At 42.8% G+C, this 25,948-nt stretch carries 28 protein-coding genes; 3 read left to right on the top strand and 25 right to left on the bottom strand.

Annotation, left to right across the window (positions count from 1 at the left end):
- Positions 1-24: 24 nt before the first annotated feature.
- On the bottom strand, positions 25-930 hold the full coding sequence (gene punR, locus A9260_RS06205) for a DNA-binding transcriptional activator PunR (protein WP_068697231.1): 906 nt from the start codon (positions 928-930) through the stop codon (positions 25-27).
- Positions 931-1,035: 105 nt separating this feature from the next.
- Between punR and punC the strand changes: the two genes are divergently transcribed.
- Positions 1,036-2,214, top strand: coding sequence for a purine nucleoside transporter PunC (punC, locus tag A9260_RS06200; protein ID WP_068697229.1), 1,179 nt, complete (start codon positions 1,036-1,038; stop codon positions 2,212-2,214).
- A 55-nt stretch (positions 2,215-2,269) separates the two neighbouring features.
- Here the strand turns inward: punC and A9260_RS06195 are convergent, their stop codons facing one another.
- Positions 2,270-3,046 carry a transporter substrate-binding domain-containing protein gene (locus A9260_RS06195; RefSeq protein WP_068697227.1) on the bottom strand — a complete coding sequence of 259 codons (777 nt, stop codon included), beginning with the start codon at positions 3,044-3,046 and terminating at the stop codon, positions 2,270-2,272.
- An 89-nt stretch (positions 3,047-3,135) separates the two neighbouring features.
- Here A9260_RS06195 and A9260_RS06190 point away from each other — a divergent pair, with 89 nt between their 5' ends.
- Entirely contained in the window at positions 3,136-3,879 is a 744-nt protein-coding gene (locus A9260_RS06190) for an amino acid ABC transporter permease (RefSeq protein WP_068697225.1), read from the top strand.
- A gap of 96 nt (positions 3,880-3,975) precedes the next feature.
- Here A9260_RS06190 and glmU read toward each other — a convergent pair whose 3' ends face one another.
- The 23 genes from glmU to A9260_RS06080 form a co-directional block, all read right to left on the bottom strand.
- Positions 3,976-5,340, bottom strand: a complete 1,365-nt coding sequence (gene glmU / locus A9260_RS06185) for a bifunctional UDP-N-acetylglucosamine diphosphorylase/glucosamine-1-phosphate N-acetyltransferase GlmU (RefSeq protein ID WP_068697223.1) — start codon at positions 5,338-5,340, stop codon at positions 3,976-3,978.
- Between the two features lie 245 nt (positions 5,341-5,585).
- Positions 5,586-6,008 (bottom strand): F0F1 ATP synthase subunit epsilon, encoded by a 423-nt coding sequence (locus A9260_RS06180; RefSeq protein ID WP_068697222.1) that lies wholly within the window; start codon positions 6,006-6,008, stop codon positions 5,586-5,588.
- Between the two features lie 18 nt (positions 6,009-6,026).
- Positions 6,027-7,430: a F0F1 ATP synthase subunit beta gene (gene atpD / locus A9260_RS06175; RefSeq protein WP_068697220.1), complete on the bottom strand. Its 1,404-nt coding sequence runs from the start codon at positions 7,428-7,430 to the stop codon at positions 6,027-6,029.
- A gap of 35 nt (positions 7,431-7,465) precedes the next feature.
- Positions 7,466-8,332, bottom strand: a complete 867-nt coding sequence (gene atpG / locus A9260_RS06170; protein ID WP_068697218.1) for a F0F1 ATP synthase subunit gamma — start codon at positions 8,330-8,332, stop codon at positions 7,466-7,468.
- Between the two features lie 44 nt (positions 8,333-8,376).
- Positions 8,377-9,918, bottom strand: a complete 1,542-nt coding sequence (gene atpA / locus A9260_RS06165) for a F0F1 ATP synthase subunit alpha (protein WP_068697216.1) — start codon at positions 9,916-9,918, stop codon at positions 8,377-8,379.
- Between the two features lie 13 nt (positions 9,919-9,931).
- Positions 9,932-10,465 (bottom strand): F0F1 ATP synthase subunit delta, encoded by a 534-nt coding sequence (atpH, locus tag A9260_RS06160; protein ID WP_068697214.1) that lies wholly within the window; start codon positions 10,463-10,465, stop codon positions 9,932-9,934.
- Positions 10,466-10,479: 14 nt separating this feature from the next.
- Positions 10,480-10,950, bottom strand: a complete 471-nt coding sequence (gene atpF, locus A9260_RS06155) for a F0F1 ATP synthase subunit B (RefSeq protein ID WP_068697212.1) — start codon at positions 10,948-10,950, stop codon at positions 10,480-10,482.
- Positions 10,951-11,003: 53 nt separating this feature from the next.
- Positions 11,004-11,261, bottom strand: a complete 258-nt coding sequence (gene atpE / locus A9260_RS06150; protein WP_017029793.1) for a F0F1 ATP synthase subunit C — start codon at positions 11,259-11,261, stop codon at positions 11,004-11,006.
- Positions 11,262-11,305: 44 nt separating this feature from the next.
- Positions 11,306-12,112 carry a F0F1 ATP synthase subunit A gene (atpB, locus tag A9260_RS06145; protein ID WP_068697210.1) on the bottom strand — a complete coding sequence of 269 codons (807 nt, stop codon included), beginning with the start codon at positions 12,110-12,112 and terminating at the stop codon, positions 11,306-11,308.
- An 8-nt stretch (positions 12,113-12,120) separates the two neighbouring features.
- Positions 12,121-12,510 carry a F0F1 ATP synthase subunit I gene (locus A9260_RS06140; protein WP_068697207.1) on the bottom strand — a complete coding sequence of 130 codons (390 nt, stop codon included), beginning with the start codon at positions 12,508-12,510 and terminating at the stop codon, positions 12,121-12,123.
- Between the two features lie 137 nt (positions 12,511-12,647).
- Positions 12,648-13,541 (bottom strand): ParB/RepB/Spo0J family partition protein, encoded by an 894-nt coding sequence (locus A9260_RS06135; RefSeq protein ID WP_068697205.1) that lies wholly within the window; start codon positions 13,539-13,541, stop codon positions 12,648-12,650.
- Positions 13,542-13,566: 25 nt separating this feature from the next.
- Positions 13,567-14,340 carry a ParA family protein gene (locus tag A9260_RS06130; RefSeq protein ID WP_068697203.1) on the bottom strand — a complete coding sequence of 258 codons (774 nt, stop codon included), beginning with the start codon at positions 14,338-14,340 and terminating at the stop codon, positions 13,567-13,569.
- A gap of 2 nt (positions 14,341-14,342) precedes the next feature.
- The gene (gene rsmG / locus A9260_RS06125) at positions 14,343-14,984 is read right to left on the bottom strand and encodes a 16S rRNA (guanine(527)-N(7))-methyltransferase RsmG (RefSeq protein WP_068697201.1); all 642 of its coding nucleotides are present in this window, start codon (positions 14,982-14,984) and stop codon (positions 14,343-14,345) included.
- Complete coding sequence (mnmG, locus tag A9260_RS06120) at positions 14,981-16,882, bottom strand: tRNA uridine-5-carboxymethylaminomethyl(34) synthesis enzyme MnmG (protein ID WP_068697199.1); 1,902 nt, start codon at positions 16,880-16,882, stop codon at positions 14,981-14,983. The genes rsmG and mnmG overlap by 4 nt, the downstream gene beginning before the upstream one ends.
- A gap of 477 nt (positions 16,883-17,359) precedes the next feature.
- Positions 17,360-17,800, bottom strand: coding sequence for an FMN-binding protein MioC (gene mioC, locus A9260_RS06115; protein ID WP_068697197.1), 441 nt, complete (start codon positions 17,798-17,800; stop codon positions 17,360-17,362).
- 2 nt (positions 17,801-17,802) lie between these two features.
- Entirely contained in the window at positions 17,803-19,164 is a 1,362-nt protein-coding gene (gene mnmE, locus A9260_RS06110; protein ID WP_068697194.1) for a tRNA uridine-5-carboxymethylaminomethyl(34) synthesis GTPase MnmE, read from the bottom strand.
- A 137-nt stretch (positions 19,165-19,301) separates the two neighbouring features.
- Positions 19,302-20,942, bottom strand: a complete 1,641-nt coding sequence (yidC, locus tag A9260_RS06105) for a membrane protein insertase YidC (RefSeq protein WP_068697191.1) — start codon at positions 20,940-20,942, stop codon at positions 19,302-19,304.
- A gap of 2 nt (positions 20,943-20,944) precedes the next feature.
- Entirely contained in the window at positions 20,945-21,202 is a 258-nt protein-coding gene (yidD, locus tag A9260_RS16575) for a membrane protein insertion efficiency factor YidD (protein ID WP_082957073.1), read from the bottom strand.
- On the bottom strand, positions 21,169-21,492 hold the full coding sequence (gene rnpA / locus A9260_RS06100; RefSeq protein WP_231892571.1) for a ribonuclease P protein component: 324 nt from the start codon (positions 21,490-21,492) through the stop codon (positions 21,169-21,171). The genes yidD and rnpA overlap by 34 nt, the downstream gene beginning before the upstream one ends.
- A 45-nt stretch (positions 21,493-21,537) precedes the next feature.
- Positions 21,538-21,675 carry a 50S ribosomal protein L34 gene (gene rpmH / locus A9260_RS06095; protein ID WP_004400210.1) on the bottom strand — a complete coding sequence of 46 codons (138 nt, stop codon included), beginning with the start codon at positions 21,673-21,675 and terminating at the stop codon, positions 21,538-21,540.
- A gap of 270 nt (positions 21,676-21,945) precedes the next feature.
- Positions 21,946-22,680, bottom strand: coding sequence for an amino acid ABC transporter ATP-binding protein (locus A9260_RS06090; protein WP_068697186.1), 735 nt, complete (start codon positions 22,678-22,680; stop codon positions 21,946-21,948).
- Positions 22,677-23,348: an amino acid ABC transporter permease gene (locus A9260_RS06085; RefSeq protein ID WP_068697183.1), complete on the bottom strand. Its 672-nt coding sequence runs from the start codon at positions 23,346-23,348 to the stop codon at positions 22,677-22,679. The genes A9260_RS06090 and A9260_RS06085 overlap by 4 nt, the downstream gene beginning before the upstream one ends.
- A 96-nt stretch (positions 23,349-23,444) precedes the next feature.
- A complete protein-coding gene (locus A9260_RS06080) occupies positions 23,445-24,203 on the bottom strand; it encodes an amino acid ABC transporter substrate-binding protein (RefSeq protein ID WP_068697181.1) in 759 nt (252 codons plus the stop codon).
- 330 nt (positions 24,204-24,533) lie between these two features.
- On the opposite strand from A9260_RS06080, the gene dnaA reads away from it, so the two are divergent.
- A complete protein-coding gene (gene dnaA, locus A9260_RS06075) occupies positions 24,534-25,934 on the top strand; it encodes a chromosomal replication initiator protein DnaA (protein ID WP_068697180.1) in 1,401 nt (466 codons plus the stop codon).
- Positions 25,935-25,948: the final 14 nt, after the last annotated feature.

The following is a 25,948-nucleotide window of genomic DNA, read 5'->3' as shown; positions in this document are numbered from 1 at the left end:
ATGAAGGCAGCCTTGGCTGCCTTTTTATTTGCTACTAATCCAATCACGATGCAATTTATCTTCATCTCCAAGGTAATCCAACATCCATTTGATTAACTTATTACTGCTATCTTTGCGCCATACCATACAACACTCACTTGGCGGAGCTTGAAAACCAATACTCAGAGCAACCAGATCTTGATTGCTAACTAAAGCATGCGCTATGTGTTCTGGTACAAAGCCCACCCCTACTCCTTCTTTAATGCACCGTATAGCCGTATGCCAGTTCGGTGTAAGCAAGCGTCTTTGATTAGTAAACAAGGTCTGATGACGCTTAGGAAGCACTCGAGACGTATCGTCTAAGCTCACGCTAGGGTATACCGCGATATCTTCTACGCTCAGGTTCGATTTATGCGTTAATGGATGATCAGGAGAGCACACAAAGACCCAATTCATCTTTCCCATGCCTTTAATGCCAAAATCACCACTGACCGGTATGGCAGAAGTTGCCCCAAGGACAATATCGGCTCGCTGTTGGGCGATCGCCTCCCAAGAACCATTGAAAACCTCCATATTGATTTGCAACTCAGCAAAATCAAACTGTCGATAAAAGTCATCAATAAGGTGCTGTAAATTATCTAGCTTTACTACGTTATCAAGCGTGATTTTTAAGGTTTGTTGCCAACCCTGCGCAGTACGCTTTGCTTGAGATTTAGCTTCTTCCATTTGTCGTAGCATTGAACGCACTTGCTCTAAATAGATCTCGCCTGCTGGCGTCAATTCCACTCTTCGCGGTAATCGCCTAAATAGAATGACATCCAGCTCTCGCTCTATTTGGCGCACTGAATAACTGACAGCTGAAGGGACTTTATGTAGATACTCAGCCGCTGCGGAAAAACTGCCTAATCGGGCAATCACATCTAATAACTCAAAGTTCTTTTGCGATAACATAGCTTTCAAATTTTTTGATAGATAACCACATATATTAGCGCTTAATTTGTTAGTTAAGCCAATTTAGAATGCATCACAATTAATATCTATTTGAAATGGCGTCTAATGTCTGTCAGTAAATTACAACTGGGTTACCTTGCCCTACTTTCCATGCTTGGCTTTATCGCCACGGATATGTATCTTCCAGCATTCCAAACACTGCAAGCAGAGTTTGCGACAGGCCCTGAGCCTATCGCTCTATCACTAAGTATCTTTTTAATTGGTTTAGCGTCTGGTCAACTGGCGTGGGGTATCCTCTCTGACCGATTTGGACTGCGTAACTCTCTAGTGCTCGGACTTATCATATTTACGGTCGCCTCTATTGGCATCAGTTTAAGCACTACCGTTTCGCAATTATTGGTGTTTAGATTTATTCAGGCTATTGGCGTATGTGCTCCGACCGTTATTTGGCAAGCAATGGTCATTCAGCGCTACCAAGCAGATGACCGCCAACGTATTTTTGCCTCCATCATGCCCTTGGTGGCGTTATCTCCGGCTTTAGCACCGCAACTTGGCGTACTACTAAATACCACCTTAGGTTGGGAAAGCATCTTTGTGGTGCTGGCGATTATCGGAACGGGCTTACTGGTCGTGACCGCTAAACAACCAAAAGAAGCAAAACCTGAAAAATCACTTTCTTTAAAAACAGATCTTATCGGTTTGATAAAAAACCGTACCTTTATTGGCAATGTCACCATCTTCTCTGTCACCTCAGCGGTATTTTTTGCCTACCTTACGGGTATGCCAGAGATCATGACTCAGCTTGGTTATTCAGCAAAAGACATCGGTATGAGTTTTATTCCGCAGACGATTGCTTTTATGCTTGGTGGATATGTCGGTAAAAAAGCTGTTGAGCGCTATGGTGATGGAAAAGTACTGTCGATAATTTTAGTCATATTTACACTGGCTGTCGGCGCGGTATTTATTGCGAGCCAAAGCACGCTTACATCAATTTGGCCCGTTCTACTGCCGTTTTGTTTTGTCGCGGTTGCTAACGGCGCTCTGTACCCAATAGTGGTGAACCGCGCTCTATCTAGCGCTCAAAATAGCCCTGCAACCGCCGCAGGACTGCAAAACAGCATTCAGATATGCGTTAGTAGCCTTGCAAGCATGACCGTGGCTATATTTGCGCAGCAAGCGCTGATTGCCATTGGTTGGACAATGCTAGTTTGTTTGTTGGGCTTAGCTGGTGGTTTACTGCTTACTCGTCAAAAAAGTGTATTAGTTGAAGCGACAACTCAATAAATAACAGGCATAAAAAAGGAGCGATTAATCGCTCCTTTTAAAATTTAATCAACACTTACAGGCTAGTTAAGCCCCACTTCTTAGCGGTTTTATCAAAGAAGCCTTGCGCTGTTTTTAGTTCAATCCAATGGTTTACATAATTAATCCACACTTGGTCTTTCTGTGGCAATAACATCGAAATTGGCGTTGGGTTCTTTGGTTCTGCAACTGGAACAACGGCCAATTGTTTAAACTTCTCCACCAGCGTTGCCGCTTCTACATTTGAAGTAACCGATACATTCGCTCTGCGAGCAAGCAATTCTTGAAAGTCTCGCGCTGGCGCTTCAATCACAATGTGTTGCGCGTTAGGGAAAAGCTCTTTCACCATTTTCTCTTGTACTGTACCTAGAGTCGCCGCCACTTTAATCTCTGGCTTATCAAAATCAGCCCAGCCAGTGTACTTCTCAAGATCTTTTTTCGGTACCACTGGAACAAAAGCAAGATAGAAATAAGGTTGGCTGTAGCCAGCAACTTTCGCGCGTGACATGTTTAATGAAGCACTACCCGTAATGTCGTATTTGTTGGCTGTAATACCGTTAACTAGGGTTTTCCAATCTGTTGCGACGTACTCAACCTTAACGCCCATATCTTTAGCAAGTTCAGTCGTGACATCAATATCAAAGCCTCGATAGCTGTTATTGGCTGGGTTTTTCATCGACATTGGATTCCAATCACCAGTAGTTCCGACTCTTAACACTCCATTGTTTAAGATCTCTTGCAGTCGGCTAGAATCAGCCATTGCAGGTGAAAGGGTCAAGATAGATAGGCCTAAAGCCAAAAGTAATTTTTTCATCATAAATCCTTTTAAAGCAGTAACGTTTGCATGATGGTCTGATACCATAACAGCTTATAAGCTATTGTGTGCTTAAGGATAGGCATATTTTGAAATTTAATATTTTAACCGTAACGCTATGTTGTCTTTTTCTTACTGGCTGCTCAAATTATGAGTGGGGCTGGTATGTGCTTGATCCATCAACCGATCAGGGAAAGATCAACCTGAGTTTTCTTACTGATGGCTTTGGCGCTACTATCAGCCTTTCGCTGCTCAGTATGCTATTTGCGATGGTGATCGGTTTTATTATCGCTCTGCCTGCACTCTCTTCCAATCCTTATGTACGCAGTATTAATCGGGTCTACGTAGAGGTCATTCGCGCTATTCCAGTGCTGGTACTTCTTCTTTGGGTTTACTACGGCTTACCCACTTTAATGGATATTTCTTTAAACCATTACTGGGCGGGAGTCATTGCATTATCCATTGCCGAAAGCGCCTTTATGGCTGAGGTATTTAGAGGCGGTATCCAAGCCATTCACCGTGGTCAACATGAAGCAGCTCACGCGCTGGGATTAAGCTACTGGAAAACAATGAGGCTGGTGGTCTTTCCACAGGCACTACGTCAAATATTGCCGCCGCTTGGCAACCAATTTGTGTACATTTTAAAAATGTCATCGCTCGTCAGTGTTATCGGACTGAGCGATCTCACCAGACGTGCTAATGAGTTGGTGGTCAATGAGTACCTGCCATTGGAAATTTATACTTTCTTGGTGTTGGAATATTTAATTTTGATTCTGGCGGTTTCGCAAGGGGTGCGCTGGTTAGAAAGACGTTACGCCATTCCCAACTATTAACGACTAAATATTGAATAAACAAAACCCCGCATTAAGCGGGGTTTTGTTTATGTATGTTAAGCACTTAAGTTAAACATTAAGTGTCAAAACTCAGCTTTATTTTTTCTTAACTGGGCGCTGCCAATTGGCAATGCGGCGCTCTTTAGCGCGAGAAATAACAAGCTCATTCTCATTCACATTCTTAGTGACCGTTGCGCCAGCACCAATGGTGGCACCGTCAGCAATAGTAACAGGAGCAATCAGTTGGCTATCAGAACCGACAAAGACGTCATTGCCAATAATGGTTTTAAACTTGTTAGCGCCATCGTAGTTACAAGTAATCGTACCCGCGCCAATATTAGTACGTTGACCAATTTCAGCATCACCTAGATAAGTAAGGTGATTGGCTTTAGAACCTTCACCAAGACGAGCATTTTTCACTTCAACGAAGTTACCCACATGCGAGTCATTACACATCTCAGCACCAGGGCGAAGACGAGCAAACGGCCCAACAGTACACTGCTCACCCACAGTTGCGTTCTCAATAATAGAATATGGACGCACAACGGTGTTGTCGTCGATTTCACAATCTTTTAGTACACAGCCTGCACCGATAACAACATTATCACCAATAGTGACGCTGCCTTCGATAACGACATTAACGTCAATCTCTACGTCCATACCGCATTGTAATGAACCACGTAGGTCAAAACGATTAGGATCGCGAAGCATTACACCTTGCTCTAATAATTTGTCGGCTTGCATCTGTTGGAAAGCGCGTTCTAGACGAGCTAGTTGACGACGGTCGTTGACACCTTCCACTTCTACTGCACTTGCAGGATGTACTGCTTCAATTTTCTTACCATCATTGTGCGCAGCCGCAATAATGTCAGTTAAATAGTATTCACCTTGAGCGTTGTCATTGCTTAGGTTAGACAACCAACGCTTAAGATCTTTACCATCAGCCACAAGAACGCCGGTGTTAATTTCACAAATGGCTTTTTGCTGTTCTGTTGCATCTTTTTGCTCAACGATAGCAACAACAGAGCCGCTCTCACGAACAATACGTCCGTAACCCATAGGGTTGTCTAAAACGACAGTTAATAGCCCTACACCGCCTTGTGGCTGGCCATCAAGAAGTGCTTCAACTGTTTCGCTAGTAATAAGAGGAACGTCACCGTAAAGAACCAGCACTTTTTCATCATCTGAAAAATGAGCTGAAGCCTGATCAACTGCATGCCCAGTACCAAGTTGATCTTTTTGCTCAACCCAATTAACAGGTTCACTGGCCAATGTCGCTTTCATTTGATCACTGCCGTGACCAAACACTAAGTGGATGTTGTTAGCGCCTAAACCAACACAGGTATCAATAACATGCTTAGCCATTGGCTTGCCTGCTAATGTATGCAGTACTTTGGGCTTTTTCGAATACATGCGAGTACCTTTACCCGCAGCCAGAATGACAGCACTAAAATTATTCATTACCTATTTCCTTGAAACTGAACGTGAGCTTTTATTATTTTAACCCTATGACATGGCTAAATTGTGGCATGTCTGGGCATTACTTGATTGTCATTATATGACTCAATAATTTCAAGGTGACACGCGCAATATCGTGGCATCGTGAAATCACTGGGGCATATATTACCCTAAATATTATCGCTTTGGGCATTAAACAAAAAGGTGACCCTAAGGTCACCTTTATCATTACGCTATGGCTAATAAAATTAGCGACGCTTTCTGGTAAGTTCTGCAACTCGGACTTGAGCAATCGCTTTAGCCAATTCACTGGCTGCCTGAGCAAAGTCCATATCGCCGTGCTGATTGAGAATGCTCTCTTCAGCTTTGCGTTTGGCTTCTTCTGCTTTGGAAGCATCGATATCTTCACCACGAATAGCGGTGTCAGCTAGAACTGTCGCGTTACCAGGCTGAACTTCAACAATACCACCAGAGACATAAATGAACTCTTCGTGACCATGTTGCTTAACGATGCGAACCATACCAGGAGTAATAGCGGTCAACAGCGGGGTGTGGCCATGGAAAATACCAAGCTCACCTTCGCTACCGGACACCTGGAACGTTTCTACGCGCCCAGAAAACAATTTTTTCTCTGCGCTTACCACGTCAAGGTGAAAGGTTATTGCTGCCATATTGCCTCCTAATCAGACTTATAGCTTCTTAGCGTTCTCTAGAGCTTGATCAATGCTACCGCAGTACATGAATGCTTGCTCTGGAATGTCGTCGTAATCACCAGCTAGTAGGCCTTTAAATCCACGTAGTGTCTCTTTAAGAGGTACGTAAACGCCTGGGTCACCAGTAAATACTTCCGCTACGTGGTAAGGCTGAGTAAGGAACTTCTCAATCTTACGTGCACGAGATACCACTTGCTTATCTTCTTCAGAAAGCTCATCCATACCTAGGATTGCGATGATATCTTTTAGCTCTTTATAGCGCTGTAGCGTTGTTTGAACGCCTGAAGCTACGTCGTAGTGCTCTTGACCAACAACCAACGGATCAAGCATACGAGATGTTGAGTCCAATGGGTCAATCGCAGGGTATAAACCCATAGCTGCGATGTTACGGCTAAGTACAACCGTTGCATCCAAGTGAGCAAACGTTGTTGCCGGAGATGGATCCGTCAAGTCATCCGCAGGTACGTATACCGCCTGTACAGATGTGATAGAACCCGTCTTCGTTGACGTGATACGCTCCTGTAGAACACCCATCTCTTCTGCAAGAGTTGGCTGATAACCTACCGCAGATGGCATACGACCTAGAAGTGCCGATACCTCTGTACCCGCAAGGGTATAACGATAGATGTTATCTACGAAGAACAGTACATCACGGCCTTCATCACGGAAACGTTCCGCCATGGTTAGACCTGTCAATGCAACGCGCAGACGGTTACCCGGTGGCTCGTTCATCTGACCGTAAACCATTGCTACTTTTGATTCTTCAGGTTTTTCGATGTTTACAACACCTGCTTCCTGCATTTCAAAGTAGAAATCGTTACCTTCACGAGTACGCTCACCTACACCTGCAAATACAGATAGGCCCGAGTGTTGTAGTGCGATGTTGTTGATAAGTTCCATCATGTTGACGGTCTTACCTACACCAGCACCACCGAATAGACCGATTTTACCACCCTTAGCGAATGGGCAAACCAAGTCGATAACTTTAACACCAGTTTCTAGAAGTTCAGTAGCATTTGACTGGTCTTCATAACTAGGTGCTGGTCGGTGAATTTCGTAATGCTCTTCAGCACCGATTTCACCACACTCATCAATCGCGTCACCAAGAACGTTCATGATACGACCAAGAGTTTTAGTACCTACTGGAACTGTAATTGGAGCACCAGTATTTGTAACATCTAGTCCACGACGTAAACCGTCTGAGCTACCCATTACGATAGTACGAACTACGCCACCGCCTAACTGTTGCTGAACTTCAAGAACTAAACGTTCTGGAGCGTCAACTACGTTAAGTGCGTCGTATACACGTGGTACTTCGCCTTGTGGGAACTCTACGTCGACTACCGCACCGATGATCTCTACGATCTTACCTGTAGCCATTGTTAATCCTCTAAACTAATTCGTTTGACCTAAAACTAAACCGCAGCAGCACCAGAACAAATTTCTGATAGCTCTTGGGTAATCGCCGCCTGACGAGCTTTGTTATAAACAAGCTCTAAATCTTCAATCAGGTTACTTGCGTTATCCGTTGCAGCTTTCATCGCAACCATTCGTGCGGCCTGTTCACTAGCTAAGTTCTCAACCACGCCTTGATACACGCTAGATTCGATATAACGAATCAAAAGTGCATCTAGCAGAGGTTTTGGCTCTGGCTCGTAAATGTAGTCCCACTGATGCTCGCGCTGCATCTCTTCACTGTCTGATTTAGGTAAAGGCAGTAATTGATCGATCGTTGGTTCTTGAACCATAGTATTCACAAACTTATTGAACACTATGAAAAGGCGATCCAACTCACCTTCATCATATTTCTTCAACATAACACCGACAGAACCGATCAAATCTTCAAGGCTTGGCTTATCGCCTAGACCAGAAGTTTGCGCCGATACTTTCGCGCCACTGTTGTTAAAGAATGCTGTTGCCTTAGAGCCAATTACGGCAAGGTCAATTTCAGCACCACTTTCCTTCCAAGTTTGCATATCTGTAATGGCTTTTTTGAACAAGTTAATGTTCAAGCCACCACACAAACCACGGTCGGTAGAAACTATGATGTAACCAACACGCTTGGCTTCGCGTTCCTCTAGGTACGGATGTTTGTACTCTAGGCTACCGCTAGCCAAATGACCGATCACCTTACGCATTGTTTCTGCATACGGACGGGACGCTTCCATCGCATCTTGCGAGCGACGCATTTTTGAAGCGGCTACCATTTCCATAGCTTTCGTAATCTTCTGTGTGCTTTTAACACTACCGATTTTATTACGTATTTCTTTTGCGCCGGCCATCGTTACTCTCCGTTAGTAGGTGACTCTTTCAAGTCACCAACCAATTACCAGGTTTGGGTTGCTTTAAAATCAGTGACGATTTTTTGAAGCTGAGCTTCAATTTCGTCATTGTAAGCACCCGTTTGGTTGATCTCTTTCGCTAGATCAGCGAACTGACCATGAGCATACGACAGTAGAGCGGCTTCAAAATCTAGGATCTTATTAAGTTCAATATCCCCTAGGAAACCACGCTCAGCAGCAAAGATAACTAGTGCTTGGTCAAAAACTGACATAGGAGCGTATTGCTTCTGCTTCATCAGTTCGGTCACTTTAGCACCGTGGTCAAGTTGCTTCTTAGTCGTGTCATCAAGGTCTGAAGAGAACTGAGCAAATGCTGCTAGTTCGCGGTATTGAGCTAGTGCTGTACGAATACCACCAGACAATTTCTTGATGATCTTAGTCTGCGCTGAACCACCTACACGAGATACCGAGATACCTGGGTCAACTGCTGGACGTACGCCGGCGTTGAATAGTTCAGTTTGAAGGAAGATCTGGCCATCAGTAATCGAGATTACGTTAGTCGGTACGAATGCTGATACGTCACCAGCTTGGGTTTCGATAATAGGAAGAGCGGTCAAAGAACCTGTCTTACCTTTTACTTCACCCTTGGTGAAACGCTCTACATACTCTTCGCTTACGCGAGCTGCACGCTCAAGTAGACGTGAGTGGAGGTAGAATACGTCACCAGGGAATGCTTCACGACCCGGTGGACGTTTCAGTAGTAGAGAGATTTGACGGTACGCTACCGCTTGCTTAGACAAATCATCATAAATGATTAGAGCGTCTTCGCCGCGATCGCGGAAGTATTCACCCATTGCACAACCAGCATAAGGCGCTAGGTATTGCAGTGCAGCAGATTCAGATGCAGAAGCAACAACAACGATAGTGTTAGCTAGTGCACCGTGCTCTTCAAGCTTACGAACCACGTTAGCGATGGTTGAAGCTTTCTGGCCGATTGCTACATAAACAGAGAAAATACCAGAATCTTTCTGGTTAATGATGGCATCGATTGCCATCGCTGTTTTACCAGTCTGACGGTCACCGATGATAAGTTCACGCTGACCACGACCGATAGGGATCATGGAGTCAACTGACTTATAACCAGTTTGTACAGGTTGGTCTACTGATTTACGGTCGATAACGCCAGGTGCGATAACTTCTACAGGAGAAGATAGTGCTGCGTTAATCGGACCTTTACCATCAATAGGCTCACCAAGTGTGTTTACCACACGACCTAGTAGTTCAGGACCAGTTGGTACCTCAAGGATACGACCTGTACCTGTTACTTTCATGCCTTCCTGTAGGTCAGCATACGGGCCCATTACAACTGCACCAACCGAGTCACGCTCAAGGTTAAGTGCAAGTGCATAACGGCCACTTGGTAGTTCAATCATTTCGCCCTGCATAACTTCTGCAAGGCCGTGGATACGAATAATACCATCACTTACTGAGACGATAGTACCTTCGTTGCGAGCTTCATTTACAACGTTGAAAGATTCAATACGTTGTTTAATTAGATCGCTAATTTCCGTGGAATTAAGTTGCATGATCCAATCCCCATTAAGACTGCAATGCATCGCTCAGGCGGTTCAAACGACCACGCGCTGAGTTATCGATGACTAGGTCTCCGGCTCGAATAATAACCCCACCAAGTAGGGTCTCATCTATACTGCAATTCAGCTTCACTTTGCGGTCAAAGCGTAGCGCTAACTTGTCAATCATGTCGTTTTGCTGTTGCTCCGACAGTTCTGACGCAGAAATAACTTCTACATCAATACACTTGTCGTGCTCTCTTCTAAGAGCTAAGAACTCAGCAAGAACATCAGGTAACGCCTTTAATCGGCCGTTATCTGCCATTACCTTAAGTAGGTTTTGGCCATGCTCATCAAGTTGGTCGCCACAAACAGCAATGAAAAGTTCAGATAGTTTGTTGGCTGTTAATGAGCCATCAAGCAAATCAGAAATTTCATGATGTTTTGTTACTTCAGCAGAGAAAGCCAACATTTGACCCCATTGGTCTAACGTGTCTTTTTCTACCGCAAATTCGAATGCTGCTTTAGCATAGGGGCGTGCGATTGTTACCAAATCCGACATAAGCGCCCCTTGCGTTAAAGTTTTGCAGTAATGTTTTCAAGAATATCTTTTTGCGCATCTTTATCGATTGTGCGCTCCAAGATTTTCTCGGCACCAGCAATAGCCAGAGTAGCAACTTGTTTGCGCAGTTCATCGCGAGCGCGACTACGATCAGCTTCAACTTCTGCTTCAGCTTGCGTTAAGATTTTTTGGCGTTCTGCCTGTGCATCTTCACGAGCTTCGTCAATAATTTGAGCTTTACGTTTATTCGCTGAATCGATGATCTCAGTTGCTGTGCGCTTCGCTTCTTTCAATTGTTCAGAAGCGTTGGCTTGTGCCAGGTTCAAATTTTTCTCTGCGCGTTCAGCAGCAGAGAGACCGTCAGCAATTTTCTTCTGACGTTCCTCGATAGCTTCAATGATTGGTGGCCATACATATTTCATGCAGAACCAAACAAACATAGCAAACGAGATGGCTTGACCTAGCAGAGTTGCGTTCATTTCCACAACAGCTACCCCTTTTAGTTAATCAACAAAGTTTCAGATGAATGATCGACTGATTAACCGGCTAGTTGACCGACAAATGGGTTTGCAAATGTGAATAGTAGTGCAATTACGATACCGATCATTGGGATCGCATCTAGAAGACCCGCGATGATGAACATCTTAACTTGAAGCATTGGTGCCATTTCAGGTTGACGCGCAGCGCCTTCTAGAAATTTACCACCTAGGATAGCGAAGCCAATAGCAGTACCCACTGAACACAGACCAACGATGATCGCTACAGCAACAGCAGAAAAACTCAGAACAGTTTCCATTTAAAAATTCTCCAATTTAAATTTTAGAGTTTACGTTTATAAAATTAGTGATCACTATCTTCATGAGCCATCGATAGATATACGATCGTTAGCATCATAAATACAAAGGCTTGAATCAAAATAACCAAAATATGGAAGATAGCCCAAGGTAGAGAACCTACCCATTGTAAGTACCAAGGGAGCATTGCAGCACAAAGAATAAACACAACCTCACCAGCAAACATGTTACCGAACAGACGCATACCAAGAGAAATAGGCTTCGCTAGCAGCGATACTGTTTCTAATAGCAAGTTGAACGGAATCATAAGTGGATGATTAAAAGGATGCAGTGCTAATTCTTTAGCAAAGCCACCGATGCCTTTAACTTTAATGCTGTAGTAAATCATCAAAGCAAACACACCAAGTGCCATCGACATAGTAATACTCACGTCTGCTGTAGGAACCACCTTAAGATAAGGGATACCAACTAGCTGAGCTGGATATGGTAAGAAGTCGATAGGCACAAGGTCCATCAAGTTCATTAAAATAATCCACACGAATATTGTTAATGCCAACGGTGCAATCAACGGGTTGCGTCCATGGAAAGTGTCTTTTACGTTCTCACCAACGAATTCCACTACCATTTCTACAGCACATTGCAATCGGCTTGGTACACCAGTTGTTGCTTTCTTAGCTACCGAGCGAAATACCCAAAGGAATAACACACCGGTCAACACAGAAAAGAACAGGCTATCGATATGCACGTTCCAGAAACTGCCCTCAGCAACAACACCTAGCTTAGCTAAAGATAAATGTTGTAAGTGATGGTCAATGTAACTGGAAGATGTCAACGCTTCACCAGGCGTAGCCATAACTTTTCCTATTTTCTTTTGTTAATAAAAAACACTGGAGCAAACATATTTATAAGTAAGACCAGCAAATAGGTTAGCTTGAGAGGAACAAGTTCCAACTCCATATACACGTAGGCAATGGTAAACAAGACTATAGTTAGGAGTATCTTAAGCGCTTCACCTGTATAGAATGAAAAAGCGACAAACTTTACCGCTCTTGCACCTGCATACATAAACGCAAATAAAGAAAACACTGCATTTGCTATGACAAAAATGCCACCACCTATGAGTGCCGATAGCCCCCAACTAGGATTAACAGTAATGCTTATCCCAATTGCCACTAATGTAACCACGCTAAACTCAATCATTAGCAAGCGCCTAGCAAGCTCTCGCCCTGGTTTGGCTAACGCAGTTACCATGTATTCTTCCTCGAAAAACAATTTTTGCTTCTAACACCAAGCAAAAATTTCGAATTTTGTATCTAAAGTCTCTTATTTCACGCAAAAAATCACGAAGTGCATGAATAATAAAAACTTATATTGAATAAATGTGATTATCACACGATGCGTTCAAGCTTCGCGATTAACTGCTCTAATTTGTGAGGCTCGTCAATACTAATCGTCAATTTTGCTGTGCCACTTTTGTTTCTAATCAAAGAAACATCATTTCCTAATTTTTTTGACAATATTTGTGACAAAGAAACCGCCTCTTGATCGATGATTTTTTCATCTGTTTTTGTTGGCGGTTGAAGGGTTTTCTTAACCAGTTGTTCCGTTTGTCTAACCGTTAATTGTTTCTTCACTGCAAGTAAGGCTAATTCGACTTGTTGCTCACCATCGAGAGCTAACAGTGCTCGGGCGTGCCCCATATCCAGTGATCCATCAGAAACTAATTTTTTGACGTCATTTTCTAATTGATTTAAACGTAATAGGTTACTAACAGCCGCTCTAGATTTACCTATTACTTCAGCTATTTGCTGATGCGATAACTCAAACTTGGTGCGTAGGCTCTCTAATGCATGAGCTTCTTCAACCGCATTTAAGTTTTCACGTTGAATATTTTCGATTAAAGCCATCGCTATAGCGGCTTTATCTTGTACACGCTTAACAACACAAGGAACTTGAGTTAACCCTGCCAGTTTTGCTGCGCGCCAACGTCTTTCACCAGCGATAATTTCATATTTAGCGTTATCAACTTGACGAACAACGATAGGCTGGATAATGCCTTGTGAACGAATAGAAGCACTTAATTCACTTAACGCCTCTTCATCCATCTCAGTTCGGGGCTGATAAACACCTGGCTGTAATTTTTCTACCGCTATATCTTGCATGTCTCCACTAGCCGACGTTTGAGATACATTTGAATCTGTCGTTGGAGTTGCTTTTTCTCTTGCAATTGCACTGGTTGATAGCAGTGCATCTAATCCTTTACCTAGGCCGCGCTTTGACATTGTTGTTGTTCCTTAAAAATAGAATTTAGGCGGTAACTTCATCACGGCGCAATATCTCTCCAGCAAGGGCAAGATAAGCTTTAGCTCCAGCTGAATGTTTATCGTAATACATCGCTGGTTTACCATGACTTGGAGCTTCAGCTAAACGTACATTTCTAGGTATCACTGTACGATAAACTTTGGTTCCAAAATGTTGCTTTAATTGATCGGAAACCTCATTTGAGAGACGGTTTCGAGGATCAAACATTGTACGCAACAAGCCTTCTATTTTTAGGTTTTCGTTTACAACTGCTGCCAATTTACTGATGGTATCCATTAATGCCGTCAACCCTTCAAGGGCAAAGTATTCGCACTGCATAGGAACTAATACTGAGTCCGAAGCAGCCATCGCATTAATGGTGAGTAAATTTAATGATGGCGGACAATCGATAAAAATAAAATCGTACTGGTCTTTCACACTCGCTAAGGCATTTTTTAGCCTTACTTCTCGCGCAAACACTTCCATTAACTTTATTTCTGCCGCAGTCACATCACCGTTTGCTGCGATTAAATCGTAGCCACCCGTTGTTGAACGAGTAACAACTTCTGCAAAAGGGGTCTCTTCCACCAACAAATCGTATGCTGTTGTTTCGATTTGATATTTGTCCACTCCGCTTGCCATTGTGGCATTGCCTTGTGGATCAAGATCGATAACTAAAACGTTGCGTTTAGTAGCAGCCATAGAGGCAGCTAGGTTGACGCAGGTTGTGGTTTTACCGACACCGCCTTTCTGATTGGCTATTGATATAATTCTTCCCACGTTCAAACTCTTCCCTGCTCTTGGTCTTGTAACATTACAAGATGTCGCTCACCATCAAGCTCAGGTACTATCAAAGGTTTGACGCCGATCACGTTACACCAATCAGGAAGCTGATCTATCTCTTCTTGCGAGGCTTGGCCTTTAAGAGCCATAAACACTCCGGATTCCTCTTTGGTCAAATGACGACACCAAGTCACCATGTCAGTCATTGACGCAAACGCTCGACTCAAAACAGCATCAAACTTTTCTTCGGGTTGAAATTCTTCAACGCGGCTAAGAACAGTTGTTACGTTCTCAACTTTAAGCTCATGCAATACTTGTTTGATAAAACGAATTCGTTTGCCAAGACTATCCAAAAGGAAAAACTCGCAATCAGGATTCATAATCGCTAATGGAACACCTGGTAAACCAGGGCCTGTACCTACATCGATAAATCGCTCTCCCTGCAAATGGGGAGAAACGACAATACTGTCCATAATATGTTTAATTAACATATCTTCTGGATTGCGTACCGACGTTAAGTTGTAGGCTTTGTTCCATTTGTTTAATAATTCCACATAGCCGACTAACTGATCAATCTGTTTTGGTGAAACTGTCAATTCTGTTTTTGCAACAAGTAATTCTAGTTGTTGGTGTAAACTCATTTTTCAATTTCCTCGCCTTTCTTCAACAAACCTTGTTTTTTTAAGCTAACGAGCAAAATAGATATTGCTGCTGGCGTGATTCCAGAGATACGAGAGGCGATGCCAATCGTTTCTGGTTTAGTGTCACTTAACTTTGCGACAACCTCGTTGGACAAGCCTGAAACGTGTGAATAATCGAAATCGATTGGGATTTGGGTATTCTCATGACGCAACGATTTGGCAATCTCATCTTGTTGACGCTGAATATAACCTTCATATTTAACTTGAATCTCAACTTGCTCTGAGGCTTGTAGGTCATCAATCGCTGGTGCAAAAGTATCTAACGCAGCAAGTTGCTGATAATTCAGTTCAGGTCTGCGTAGAAGATCTTCACCGCTGGCTTCTCTGGTCAATGGTGTTTTCAAAATGCTGTTTAGCTTGTCTACACCTTCAGATTTAGGATTAACCCAAATACTGGCTAATCTTTGACGCTCAGTTTGCATGTTTTCCATTTTCTGATTGAATCGCGCCCAGCGCTCCTCAGAAACTAAACCAAACTCACGGGCTTTTTCAGTTAAACGAATATCGGCATTGTCTTCACGAAGCAACAAGCGATATTCCGCACGAGAAGTGAACATACGGTACGGTTCTTTAGTGCCCATTGTTGATAAATCATCAATCAATACGCCCATATAAGCTTGATCACGACGTGGTGACCAACCTTCTTTTTCTTGAGAGTACAAACTTGCATTAAGACCTGCCATCAAGCCTTGCGCAGCCGCTTCTTCATAACCCGTAGTTCCGTTAATTTGACCGGCTAAGAACAGACCTTGAATAAACTTAGTTTCATAGGTGTGCTTCAGATCCCTAGGATCGAAGAAGTCATATTCGATCGCATAACCAGGGCGCACAATGTGTGCATTTTCAAACCCTTTCATAGAGCGCACGATCTGCACTTGAACATCAAATGGCAAACTTGTTGAGATACCATTTGGGTATAATTCGTGTGTGGTTAAACCTTCTGGCTCAATAAAAATTTGATGACTATTTTTATCAGCAAAGCGCATCACTTTGTCTTCGATAGAAGGGCAATATCTTGGGCCAATACCTTCGATAACACCTGCATACATAGGGCTTCTATCTAAATTATTGCGAATGACTTCATGAGTAGATTCGTTGGTGTACGTGATGTAACACGGCACTTGCTGAGGCTGTTGATTACGCTTGCCCATGAACGAGAAAACAGGGGTTGGATTATCACCGTGTTGTACTTCTAATTGGCTAAAATCAACACTACGAGCATCAATTCTTGGGGGTGTCCCTGTTTTAAGTCGATCAACTCTAAATGGAAGATCACGTAATCGTTGAGCTAAAGCGATCGAAGAAGGATCACCTGTACGGCCTCCAGAAGCACTTTCCATACCAATATGGATCTTGCCACCTAAAAACGTTCCAACTGTCAATACAACCGCTTTGGCTTCGAATTTGAGGCCCATTTGGGTAATAACACCTTTCACTTGATCCTTTTCAACGATCAGATCATCGACTGATTGCTGAAATAACGTGAGGTTAGGGGTGTTCTCTAATTCTGATCGAACAAAAGCCTTGTACAGCGCTCTGTCTGCTTGAGCACGAGTAGCACGTACTGCCGGACCTTTTGAAGCGTTTAGTGTTCTAAATTGAATACCTGCGTGATCAATCGCTCTTGCCATTAACCCGCCCATGGCATCGACCTCTTTCACGAGATGACCTTTACCAATACCACCAATGGCAGGGTTGCAAGACATTTGGCCTAAAGTATCAATATTGTGAGTCAACAGGAGTGTCTTTTGGCCAGTTCTAGCTGCAGACAAGGCAGCTTCTGTACCAGCATGACCACCACCAACGATGATGACATCAAATTTTTCGTGATAAAGCATAGTTGACCTCGAATACGGCTATCGTGAAATGAGTGAACAAAAAGGACGCGTATTCTACCTTCTTTCTGATCATTAGAAAATTGCTTTTAATGTTTTGCACATTTATCCAAGAGCTTAATATATATAAGATCTTTATATAGATCTTTTATTAGATCTATTATTAAGGAAGCGATCCACTGTGGATAAGTCAATTTTGATCAATAAGATCAACACGTTTTAGAGGATCACTTTCTGTGATCTCTACCGGATCAAACTCTGTATTAGCTGGGATCAAAATAGGTACTTATTCACAGGGGGTGGGATCACTATAAGTTGTTATTGGGATAACTATAGGTTAATCACTGAATACCTATGTACTTATCCACAGAAAATATTTTTCTTTTTGCTTATTAAATGAGCGGTTGAACATAAAAAAGAAAAAGCCGTTGAGCGTTTTATCGCATCAACGGCTTTAAATGGATGGGGAAAGCAGGGGATTTAGAAGAGGTGTTTATGATCTTCGAACCAATCTTCAGCCGCTTCTTCAGGCACTGGGTGGCGAAGAACATCAATAGTTAGGCACTCAGCAAGCGCTGTTGCTCCAATATCTTCTAGCAATTCATAACAATTTAAGCCGGCACCACAGAAGGTATCGTAGCTTGAATCACCTATCGCGATAACCACATAGTTCAGAGACTTAGTATTCGGTGGTGTCTCTTGAAGTTGAGCAATGAAAGGTTGGATATTGTCTGGATAATCACCTGCGCCGTGGGTCGAGGTGACTATGATCCAAGTACCTTCCACTGGGATTTCAGCAAGGTTAGGATGATTATGAATCGCGGTATCTTTATCTATACCGTGCAGTAGATCGCTAAGATGATCTGCTACATATTCAGCGCCACCGAGGGTGCTACCTGTAATTAATTGAATGGTGGACATCGTTACTTCCCTATACAAAATGATGTAAATATACGACCTAGTAGATCATCAGAGCTAAATTCTCCGGTGATCTCATTAAGGTGTTGCTGAGTGATTCTAAGCTCTTCTGCTAAGATTTCTCCTGCCATATAGCCTTCTAATTGCTGCTGGCCAATAGAGAGGTGCTGGGCTGCTTTATCCAATGCGTCTAAGTGTCTACGACGCGCCATAAAGCCGCCTTCTGTCGTGCCAGAGAAGCCCATGCACTCTTTTAGATGATTACGAAGAGCATCAATACCTTGACCTGTTTTGGCGCTAAGACGAATCAAAGTAGGATCGTTGACGTGGCAAATCCCTAGCGCTTCTGTGGTTTGATCAACTTTATTGCGAATTACGGTCATACCCATATTATCAGGTAGTCGATCGACAAAGTCGGGCCAAATTTCTTGAGGGTTGGTGGCATCGGTTGTTGTGCCGTCAACCATAAACAATACTCGGTCGGCTTGTTCTATTTCTTCCCAAGCTCGCTCGATACCAATTTTTTCAACTTCGTCGGATGCTTCACGCAGGCCTGCGGTATCGATAATGTGCAGAGGCATTCCATCAATGTGGATATGCTCTCTAAGAACATCACGAGTGGTCCCGGCAATATCAGTCACGATAGCTGAGTCTTTACCTGACAGGGCGTTTAACAGGCTTGATTTACCAGCATTTGGTCTACCGGCAATAACCACCTTCATACCATCACGCATAATTGCGCCTTGATTGGCTTGGGCACGAACGGCTTCTAGGTTATTAATAATCGTTTGTAAGTCAGTACTTACTTTACCATCGGCTAAGAAATCAATTTCTTCTTCTGGAAAATCGATGGCCGCTTCAACATAGATACGCAGATGAATGAGTGAGTCGACAAGAGTTGTGATTTTCTTAGAAAATTCACCTTGTAGCGATTGCAGAGCAGATTTTGCCGCTTCTTCTGAGCTTGCATCAATTAAATCTGCAATAGCCTCTGCTTGAGTTAAATCCATCTTATCATTAAGAAAAGCTCGTTCAGAGAACTCTCCTGGGCGCGCTGTGCGGATGTTAGGAATCGTTAGGATACGTTTAATAAGCATATCCATTACCACTGGACCACCGTGTCCCTGAAGCTCTAAAACATCTTCACCTGTGAAAGAGTTTGGATTGGGAAAATAAAGCGCGATGCCTTGATCCAGTTGCACTCCAGCATCATCGACAAAAGGAAGATATTCAGCTCTTCTTGGTTGCAGCTCGCGTCCAACAACTAACTTAGCCACTTGGTTAGCTTGTGGGCCTGAAACTCGAATTATGCCGACTCCGCCTCGTCCTGGCGCCGTAGCTTGAGCTACGATGGTATCGTTAGTCATGTTCGTCTCAATTGGAATAATTAGGTAAATTGTATATTTAAACAACTACGATTGATATTAGTTGCTCAATTTATAGAAAATAAAAAGGCGACCCTAAAAGGTCGCCTTCTGTTTATCAATGTAGGCTAACTTAAGCTCTATTTCTTAGAGTGTAAGCCTTTTTTCTCTAGACCTCGGTAGATCAACGTTTGCTGAATCAGCGTAACAACGTTTGATACCAACCAGTATAGAACTAGACCAGACGGGAACCAAAGGAAGAAGAAAGTAAACATAACCGGCATGAAGGTCATGATCTTCTGTTGCATTGGATCCGTTACAGTCGTTGGACTCATTCTTTGAATCATAAACATACTTGCACCCATCAATAGGGGAAGAATGTAGTACGGGTCTTGTGCTGAAAGGTCAGTGATCCATCCAAAGAACGGAGAGTGACGTAATTCAACTGATTCCATTAGTGCCCAGTAAAGGGAGATGAAAATAGGCATTTGCAGAATAAGAGGTAAACAGCCACCTAGTGGGTTTACTTTCTCTTCTTTATACAGCGCCATCATTTCTTGGCTCATACGTTGACGGTCATCGCCGATACGTTCGCGCATTGCAGCCAGTTTTGGTTGCAGCATACGCATTTTAGCCATTGAGGTGTACTGAGCTTTAGTCAGTGGGTACATCGCACCACGAACAATAAATGTCAGTACCATGATTGCTAGACCCCAGTTAATTACTACGCTTTGAATCATAGAAAGTAACCAGTGAAGTGGTTTAGCAATGAACCACAACCAACCATAGTCAACTACAAGCTCAAGATTTGGAGCAACAGCAGCCATTTCTTTTTGCAGTTTAGGACCAACCCAAAGTGTTGCTTTCATTTCGCCGGTAGTACCGTTAGCGATAGTCTTGTTAGGAAGACGAACACCGATATCACCAAGGTTACCTACAACGCGAGTATAAAGGCTTGCACCTTCTGCATCACGAGGAACCCAAGCTGAAGCAAAGTAGTGCTGAAGCATTGCAACCCAACCTTGACCTGTAGGCAGGTTTTGTTGAAGGTTACGATCTTGCATGTTGTCGAAGCTGTATTTCTTATAGCGAGTCGACTCAGTAGAATATGCGCCGCCACGATATGTTGGCATTGTTAGACTGCCACCAGCATCTTTTAGGTTCTCACGAAGATGAGCGTACATACCAACGGTTGCGTTCGCACCAGAGTTGTTCGCAATGTCATATACAACATCAATAGCGTAGCTACCGCGTTTTAGGACGAAGGTTTTAGTGTATTGGATACCATTGTCTGTATAAGTCATTGGGATGCGCAATTCGTCTTGACCATCAGCCATAGTGAAGCTTTTTGCATCTACGGTGTAATGAGGACGAGTTGTGCTACTTAAATCGATACCCTGAGGACCAATAAGACCACTTTGAGCAATGTACTGCTCGTTGCCTTTTTTGCTTAGAAGGGTAAAGCGTTCTTCTGAGCCAAAGTCTTTAGCGTATTTATTTAGCGCTGCAGATACTACATCACCACCGACAGCATCGATAGATAGAGTAAGTACATCTGTTTTAACAGAGACAATACTTGCCGTGTGTTGCGCTTCTGGAGCAGGATCTGCCATTTCATCCGTGAATGAAGCTGGCAATGTACTATTACTGCCTGTATTAGTACTTGATTGTGCCTGGTTAGTCACAGGAGCTACAGGGTTTTCACTTTTTTGCCATTGTTGAAATAGCAGAAATGAAACCATAGCTAATGCGATAAACAGAATATTACGTTGAGAACCCATCGTTATTTATCTCTGTTTGTTGTGTTTTTAGGGGGTACAGGGTCGTATCCGCCATCATTTAAAGGGTGGCATTTTAATAGACGTTTGCCCGATAACCAACATCCTTTTACAAATCCATGGCTTTTTAATGCCAAGATTGCGTACTCGGAGCAGGTTGGGGTAAAACGACAGCGTGGTCCGATGAACGGACTAATGCCAACTCTATATAGGTAAACTAGACCTATTGCTATCCACGCGAAGGGCGAGAAAGTCTTAGCCATAGCTTATCAAAGAGTTTAAACATATCATCATTGCTCAATTCTTGGGCACTTTTCTTTGCGATAACAACGAAATCTTTGTTAGCAAGTTTGTGCTGATTAAGACGGAAGCTTTCTCTAGCAATTCTTTTGAATCGATTACGGCCAGGGGCAGTTTTGATTTGTTTTTTAGGTACTGCTAATCCAAGTCTTGGATGAGAAAGAGAGTTTTTACGGGCAATGATAGTAAAATGAGGGGAGCCAGCTCTGTGAGCTTTTTCAAAGACATTTTGATAATGTTCGGGAGTTAACAGACGTAACTCCCGATTGAACGCGTGCGTAGTCAAAATAATCGCGAATTATTTTGAAAGGCGCGCACGGCCTTTTGCACGACGTGCATTAATAACTTTACGACCGTTCTTAGTAGCCATACGAGCACGGAAGCCGTGAGTACGTTTACGCTTTAGAACTGAAGGTTGAAAAGTGCGTTTAGACATGGTTATTACCTTTACTGATCAGTAGTTTTTAGGTTCTTGTTAAACCCGACGTGGGCTATAAAATCTCTCTCTATATAAGAGGGATACCGACGTCTCTCAACAAAGAGGCGGAATTGTAATCACTGTCTTTAAAATAGTCAATGATTGGTTTAGCTCTAGGACCAGTTATCTTCTACCTAGTTATAAAAATTATAACGTCAATAAAGATTGCTGACTAGAAATTCCGGTCGACGGATTATACGTGTATAAATTCAAATCACAAGGATCTTATTAGATCCCGACCTGATTTAAAAACTTTTGCAAACGAGGATCCTGTGGATTACCAAAGATATCCTCAGGTTTTCCCTGTTCAACAATGTTGCCTTCTGCCATGAAGATCACTTTATCTGCGACTTCACGAGCAAATTGCATTTCGTGTGTAACAACTAGCATGGTTTGATGCTGAGCCGCTAACGTTTTCATTAAACTTAATACTTCACCTACCCACTCAGGATCAAGTGCTGAGGTTGGTTCATCAAATAATAGTAATTCTGGCTTAAGTGCCATTGCTCGCCCAATACCAACACGCTGCTGTTGGCCACCAGACAGAGCTGCAGGATAGCTATCTCCCTTATCACTCAAACCAATGTCATCTAATATTTGCTGCGCGCGAAGTAATGCTTGGTCTTTTTTCCAACCGTGAACGGTGATTAACCCTTCCGCTATATTTTGGCGAGCCGTCATATGGGAAAAGAGTGCGTAATTTTGAAAAACAAAGCCTGTTTTACGTCTTAAAGCCAGTTCTTCTGCTCGAGTGTGCTTGGCGCAGTTTATATAGGTGTCATCAATACTAATTTCGCCTTGTTCTGCGTTCTCCAGAAAGTTCACACAGCGTAATAGTGTTGATTTACCGGTGCCACTAGAGCCAATAATCACGATGATCTCTCCTTTATTAATATCGATATCGATACCTTTTAGGATTTCACTATCACCAAAGCGTTTATGGATGTTTTTTAGCTTAATCATCTTTGATAGGCCTTATTCAATCTTTTCTCTGCCCAGATTTGAACTCGAGTGAGCAGGATAACCACGAACCAGTAGATGAGCGCAACGGCAAGAAACGCTTCCAAGAAGCGAAAACTTGAAGAGGCTTCCATCTGCGCTTTAGCCATAATTTCTGCCACACCTAAAGTAAAGGCAAGAGAGGTAGATTTAATCATGTCGATGAAATAGTTCATCAATGAGGGAAGGGCAACACGAGTCGCTTGAGGCAAAATGATTCTTTGCATTGCTTGGCGCGTTGTCATGCCAATAGATAAGCTGGCTTCCATCTGACTGCGGTCAATACCAATGATTGCCGCTCGAATACTCTCTGCCATGTAAGCGGCAAAGTGCAGTGTGAGCCCGATAACCGCAGCACTAAATGCATCGATACCTACCATTACAGGGAATATCTGTGGTAACCCGTAATAAAGAAGAAATAGCTGTACTAATAGCGGGGTGCCACGAAAGAAGCTGATATATAGCTGACATAGCTGATCAAGAACAGGAACTTTGAATACCCGAATATTTGCTAGAATAAGAGCAAATATTAAGGCAAATACTCCGCCCAAAAGTGCCATTTCTATAGTGATGTGCAGATACTTAAATAGTATCGGCAGCAGCTCTAGCATGTAGTTGAAATCAAATCCCATGTTATTACTTCTCGTTGATTAAATAGCAAAGCCCACTATCTCTATAGAAACAGTGGGCTCCAAGCCTAGTGGCTAAGGTAACTATATGATAGATAACTATTTCTTGGTGATATCAGCACCAAACCACTTGTCTGAAATTTTCGCTAACGTGCCATCTTTGCGCATAGCTGAGAGTGCTTGGTTAACTTCTTTATGAAGCTTTTGACCTTTTTCGTTGTTCACAAATGGCATTACGCTTTCAATTGTTTCAAACGGTTCACCGGCTAGTTGCAATGGCAAGCCTGTTTTCTTGACCAATTCTAGCGTTGAAAGGCGGTCCATAACAAAGGCATCAACACGGCCTAGCGCAACATCATGTTCAAGCCCAGTATCGTAGGTTTTGATAATGATTTTGTTATCTTTATTGTGGTTGCGTAGCAGTTGCTCAAAGTTTGAACCTAGGTTAACAGCAACAGTTTTGCCTGCTAGATCATCAATGCCTTTAATTTCATTGTTGCCTTTACGTACGGTGATTTGAGCACCGTCTATAACATAAGGGTCAGATAATAAGTATTTTGCTCTGCGAGCATCAGTTGCCGTAATTTGGTTAGAAATAGTATCGATACGACCTGTTTCTAGCATACCAAATAGGCCAGAAAAGCTCGATGTTACGTATTTCATTTTATAGTCATTGCGACTTGCAATTTCGTCCCAGATATCAACTTCAAAACCTTGTAGTTTATCTTTCTCTACAAAGGTAAATGGGTAATAGCGTCCCGACATTCCAACTTTTACTTCTGTTGCAGCATAAGCAACTTGTCCCAAGCTAGCAACTAGTGCTAATACGTAAATTAAGCCTTTAAACCAGTTTTTCATACTGCTACTCCTCGTTATTATGATGGGAATATTACAGTTAACTTTAGCTTAAGCTAATACCCAAAAGTTATTAATAATAACGCATTGTTTTAGTCTGTTTTGCACAGCTCGAAAATGTGAAAAAAACTGGGGATAACTTATGTGATCGAGTCTTAATCCTTCGATCTGGGGCTTTTCTGTGGGTAATCCTGCGGATCTTGTCAAAATATCCGAGTTAATTGTGAATAACTTTGATCTTATACACTGGATCTTCGATCATTTACTAGCGATCTTGATAAACTGGGGGTAAAATTACTGTCCTTAATTTTTTATTCGTATTGTGGGGTCGATGTGTCATCTTCGCTTTGGACTCAATGTTTGCAGCAACTTCAAGAAGAACTTCCTGCGACCGAATTCAGCATGTGGGTACGACCACTACAAGCTGAGCTAAGCGGTAATACGCTTACCTTATTTGCCCCAAACAGATTTGTTTTAGACTGGGTGCGTGATAAGTACATCAATAGCATCAATCGTCACCTGCAAGAATTCTGCGATAACGATATTCCTAGCCTTAGGTTTGAAGTCGGTAGTAAGCCTGTTTCTGCGCCGCCACCGATCAAGAAAACAGCTGCGGATGTAGCCGCTGAATTTTCGGCTCCTGCGCAACTTGCACGCCGCAAACCTGTGCATAAAACTTGGGACAATGATCGTGATGTCTCTGACATTACTTATCGCTCCAACGTCAATGTTAAGCACCGCTTCAATAACTTCGTTGAAGGTAAGTCTAACCAGTTAGGTTTAGCCGCGGCACGCCAAGTCTCTGATAATCCAGGCGCTGCATATAACCCACTGTTTTTATATGGTGGTACAGGTTTGGGTAAAACTCACCTGTTGCATGCTGTAGGTAATGCCATTGTTGATAACAAGCCAAACGCAAAAGTGGTGTACATGCACTCTGAGCGTTTTGTTCAAGATATGGTTAAAGCCCTGCAAAATAATGCGATTGAAGAATTTAAACGTTACTACCGAAGTGTTGATGCATTATTAATTGATGATATTCAATTCTTTGCCAATAAAGAGCGCTCACAAGAAGAGTTCTTTCATACCTTTAATGCGCTATTAGAAGGTAATCAGCAGATTATCCTTACTTCAGATCGTTATCCAAAAGAGATAAACGGTGTAGAAGATCGATTGAAATCTCGCTTTGGTTGGGGCTTAACTGTCGCAATTGAACCGCCAGAGCTAGAAACTCGCGTTGCTATCTTGATGAAGAAAGCCGAAGATCATCAAATTCATCTAGCAGATGAAGTGGCTTTCTTTATTGCTAAGCGCCTTCGCTCTAATGTTCGTGAGCTTGAAGGGGCATTAAACCGCGTTATCGCTAATGCCAACTTTACTGGTCGCCCAATTACCATTGATTTTGTTCGAGAAGCGTTACGCGACTTATTAGCACTACAAGAAAAGCTAGTCACTATTGATAATATTCAAAAGACGGTCGCAGAATATTACAAAATCAAAATGGCTGACTTATTATCTAAGCGTCGTTCACGCTCGGTTGCTCGTCCTCGTCAATTAGCCATGGCATTAGCCAAAGAGCTGACTAACCATAGCTTGCCTGAAATTGGTGATGCATTTGGTGGGCGTGACCATACAACTGTGCTTCACGCGTGTCGTAAGATAGAGCAGCTTAAAGAAGAGAGTCATGATATTAAAGAAGACTACTCGAACTTAATCCGTACCCTTTCATCGTAATAGGTAATTAATAG

Origin of the sequence: Vibrio sp. UCD-FRSSP16_30, from assembly GCF_001676025.1 — a bacterium.
Lineage (GTDB): Bacteria > Pseudomonadota > Gammaproteobacteria > Enterobacterales > Vibrionaceae > Vibrio.
This window is presented reverse-complemented; position numbering and strand designations above follow the sequence as displayed.

Excerpts from the sequence above, each read along its gene's own strand:
- mnmE (WP_068697194.1), bottom strand. The coding sequence starts at position 19,164 with ATGACTAACGATACCATCGTAGCTCAAGCTACGGCGCCAGGACGAGGC.
- yidD (WP_082957073.1), bottom strand. The coding sequence starts at position 21,202 with ATGGCTAAGACTTTCTCGCCCTTCGCGTGGATAGCAATAGGTCTAGTT.
- atpH (WP_068697214.1), bottom strand. The coding sequence starts at position 10,465 with ATGTCGGATTTGGTAACAATCGCACGCCCCTATGCTAAAGCAGCATTC.
- yidC (WP_068697191.1), bottom strand. The coding sequence starts at position 20,942 with ATGGGTTCTCAACGTAATATTCTGTTTATCGCATTAGCTATGGTTTCA.
- A9260_RS06085 (WP_068697183.1), bottom strand. The coding sequence starts at position 23,348 with ATGGGATTTGATTTCAACTACATGCTAGAGCTGCTGCCGATACTATTT.
- atpG (WP_068697218.1), bottom strand. The coding sequence starts at position 8,332 with ATGGCCGGCGCAAAAGAAATACGTAATAAAATCGGTAGTGTTAAAAGC.
- A9260_RS06090 (WP_068697186.1), bottom strand. The coding sequence starts at position 22,680 with ATGATTAAGCTAAAAAACATCCATAAACGCTTTGGTGATAGTGAAATC.
- A9260_RS06080 (WP_068697181.1), bottom strand. The coding sequence starts at position 24,203 with ATGAAAAACTGGTTTAAAGGCTTAATTTACGTATTAGCACTAGTTGCT.
- mnmG (WP_068697199.1), bottom strand. The coding sequence starts at position 16,882 with ATGCTTTATCACGAAAAATTTGATGTCATCATCGTTGGTGGTGGTCAT.
- glmU (WP_068697223.1), bottom strand. The coding sequence starts at position 5,340 with ATGAATAATTTTAGTGCTGTCATTCTGGCTGCGGGTAAAGGTACTCGC.
- punC (WP_068697229.1), top strand. The coding sequence starts at position 1,036 with ATGTCTGTCAGTAAATTACAACTGGGTTACCTTGCCCTACTTTCCATG.
- A9260_RS06180 (WP_068697222.1), bottom strand. The coding sequence starts at position 6,008 with ATGGCAGCAATAACCTTTCACCTTGACGTGGTAAGCGCAGAGAAAAAA.
- rsmG (WP_068697201.1), bottom strand. The coding sequence starts at position 14,984 with ATGAGTTTACACCAACAACTAGAATTACTTGTTGCAAAAACAGAATTG.
- atpB (WP_068697210.1), bottom strand. The coding sequence starts at position 12,112 with ATGGCTACGCCTGGTGAAGCGTTGACATCTTCCAGTTACATTGACCAT.
- atpA (WP_068697216.1), bottom strand. The coding sequence starts at position 9,918 with ATGCAACTTAATTCCACGGAAATTAGCGATCTAATTAAACAACGTATT.
- A9260_RS06195 (WP_068697227.1), bottom strand. The coding sequence starts at position 3,046 with ATGAAAAAATTACTTTTGGCTTTAGGCCTATCTATCTTGACCCTTTCA.
- atpE (WP_017029793.1), bottom strand. The coding sequence starts at position 11,261 with ATGGAAACTGTTCTGAGTTTTTCTGCTGTTGCTGTAGCGATCATCGTT.
- rpmH (WP_004400210.1), bottom strand. The coding sequence starts at position 21,675 with ATGTCTAAACGCACTTTTCAACCTTCAGTTCTAAAGCGTAAACGTACT.
- atpD (WP_068697220.1), bottom strand. The coding sequence starts at position 7,430 with ATGGCTACAGGTAAGATCGTAGAGATCATCGGTGCGGTAGTCGACGTA.
- punR (WP_068697231.1), bottom strand. The coding sequence starts at position 930 with ATGTTATCGCAAAAGAACTTTGAGTTATTAGATGTGATTGCCCGATTA.
- A9260_RS06135 (WP_068697205.1), bottom strand. The coding sequence starts at position 13,541 with ATGTCAAAGCGCGGCCTAGGTAAAGGATTAGATGCACTGCTATCAACC.
- A9260_RS06140 (WP_068697207.1), bottom strand. The coding sequence starts at position 12,510 with ATGGTAACTGCGTTAGCCAAACCAGGGCGAGAGCTTGCTAGGCGCTTG.
- mioC (WP_068697197.1), bottom strand. The coding sequence starts at position 17,800 with ATGTCCACCATTCAATTAATTACAGGTAGCACCCTCGGTGGCGCTGAA.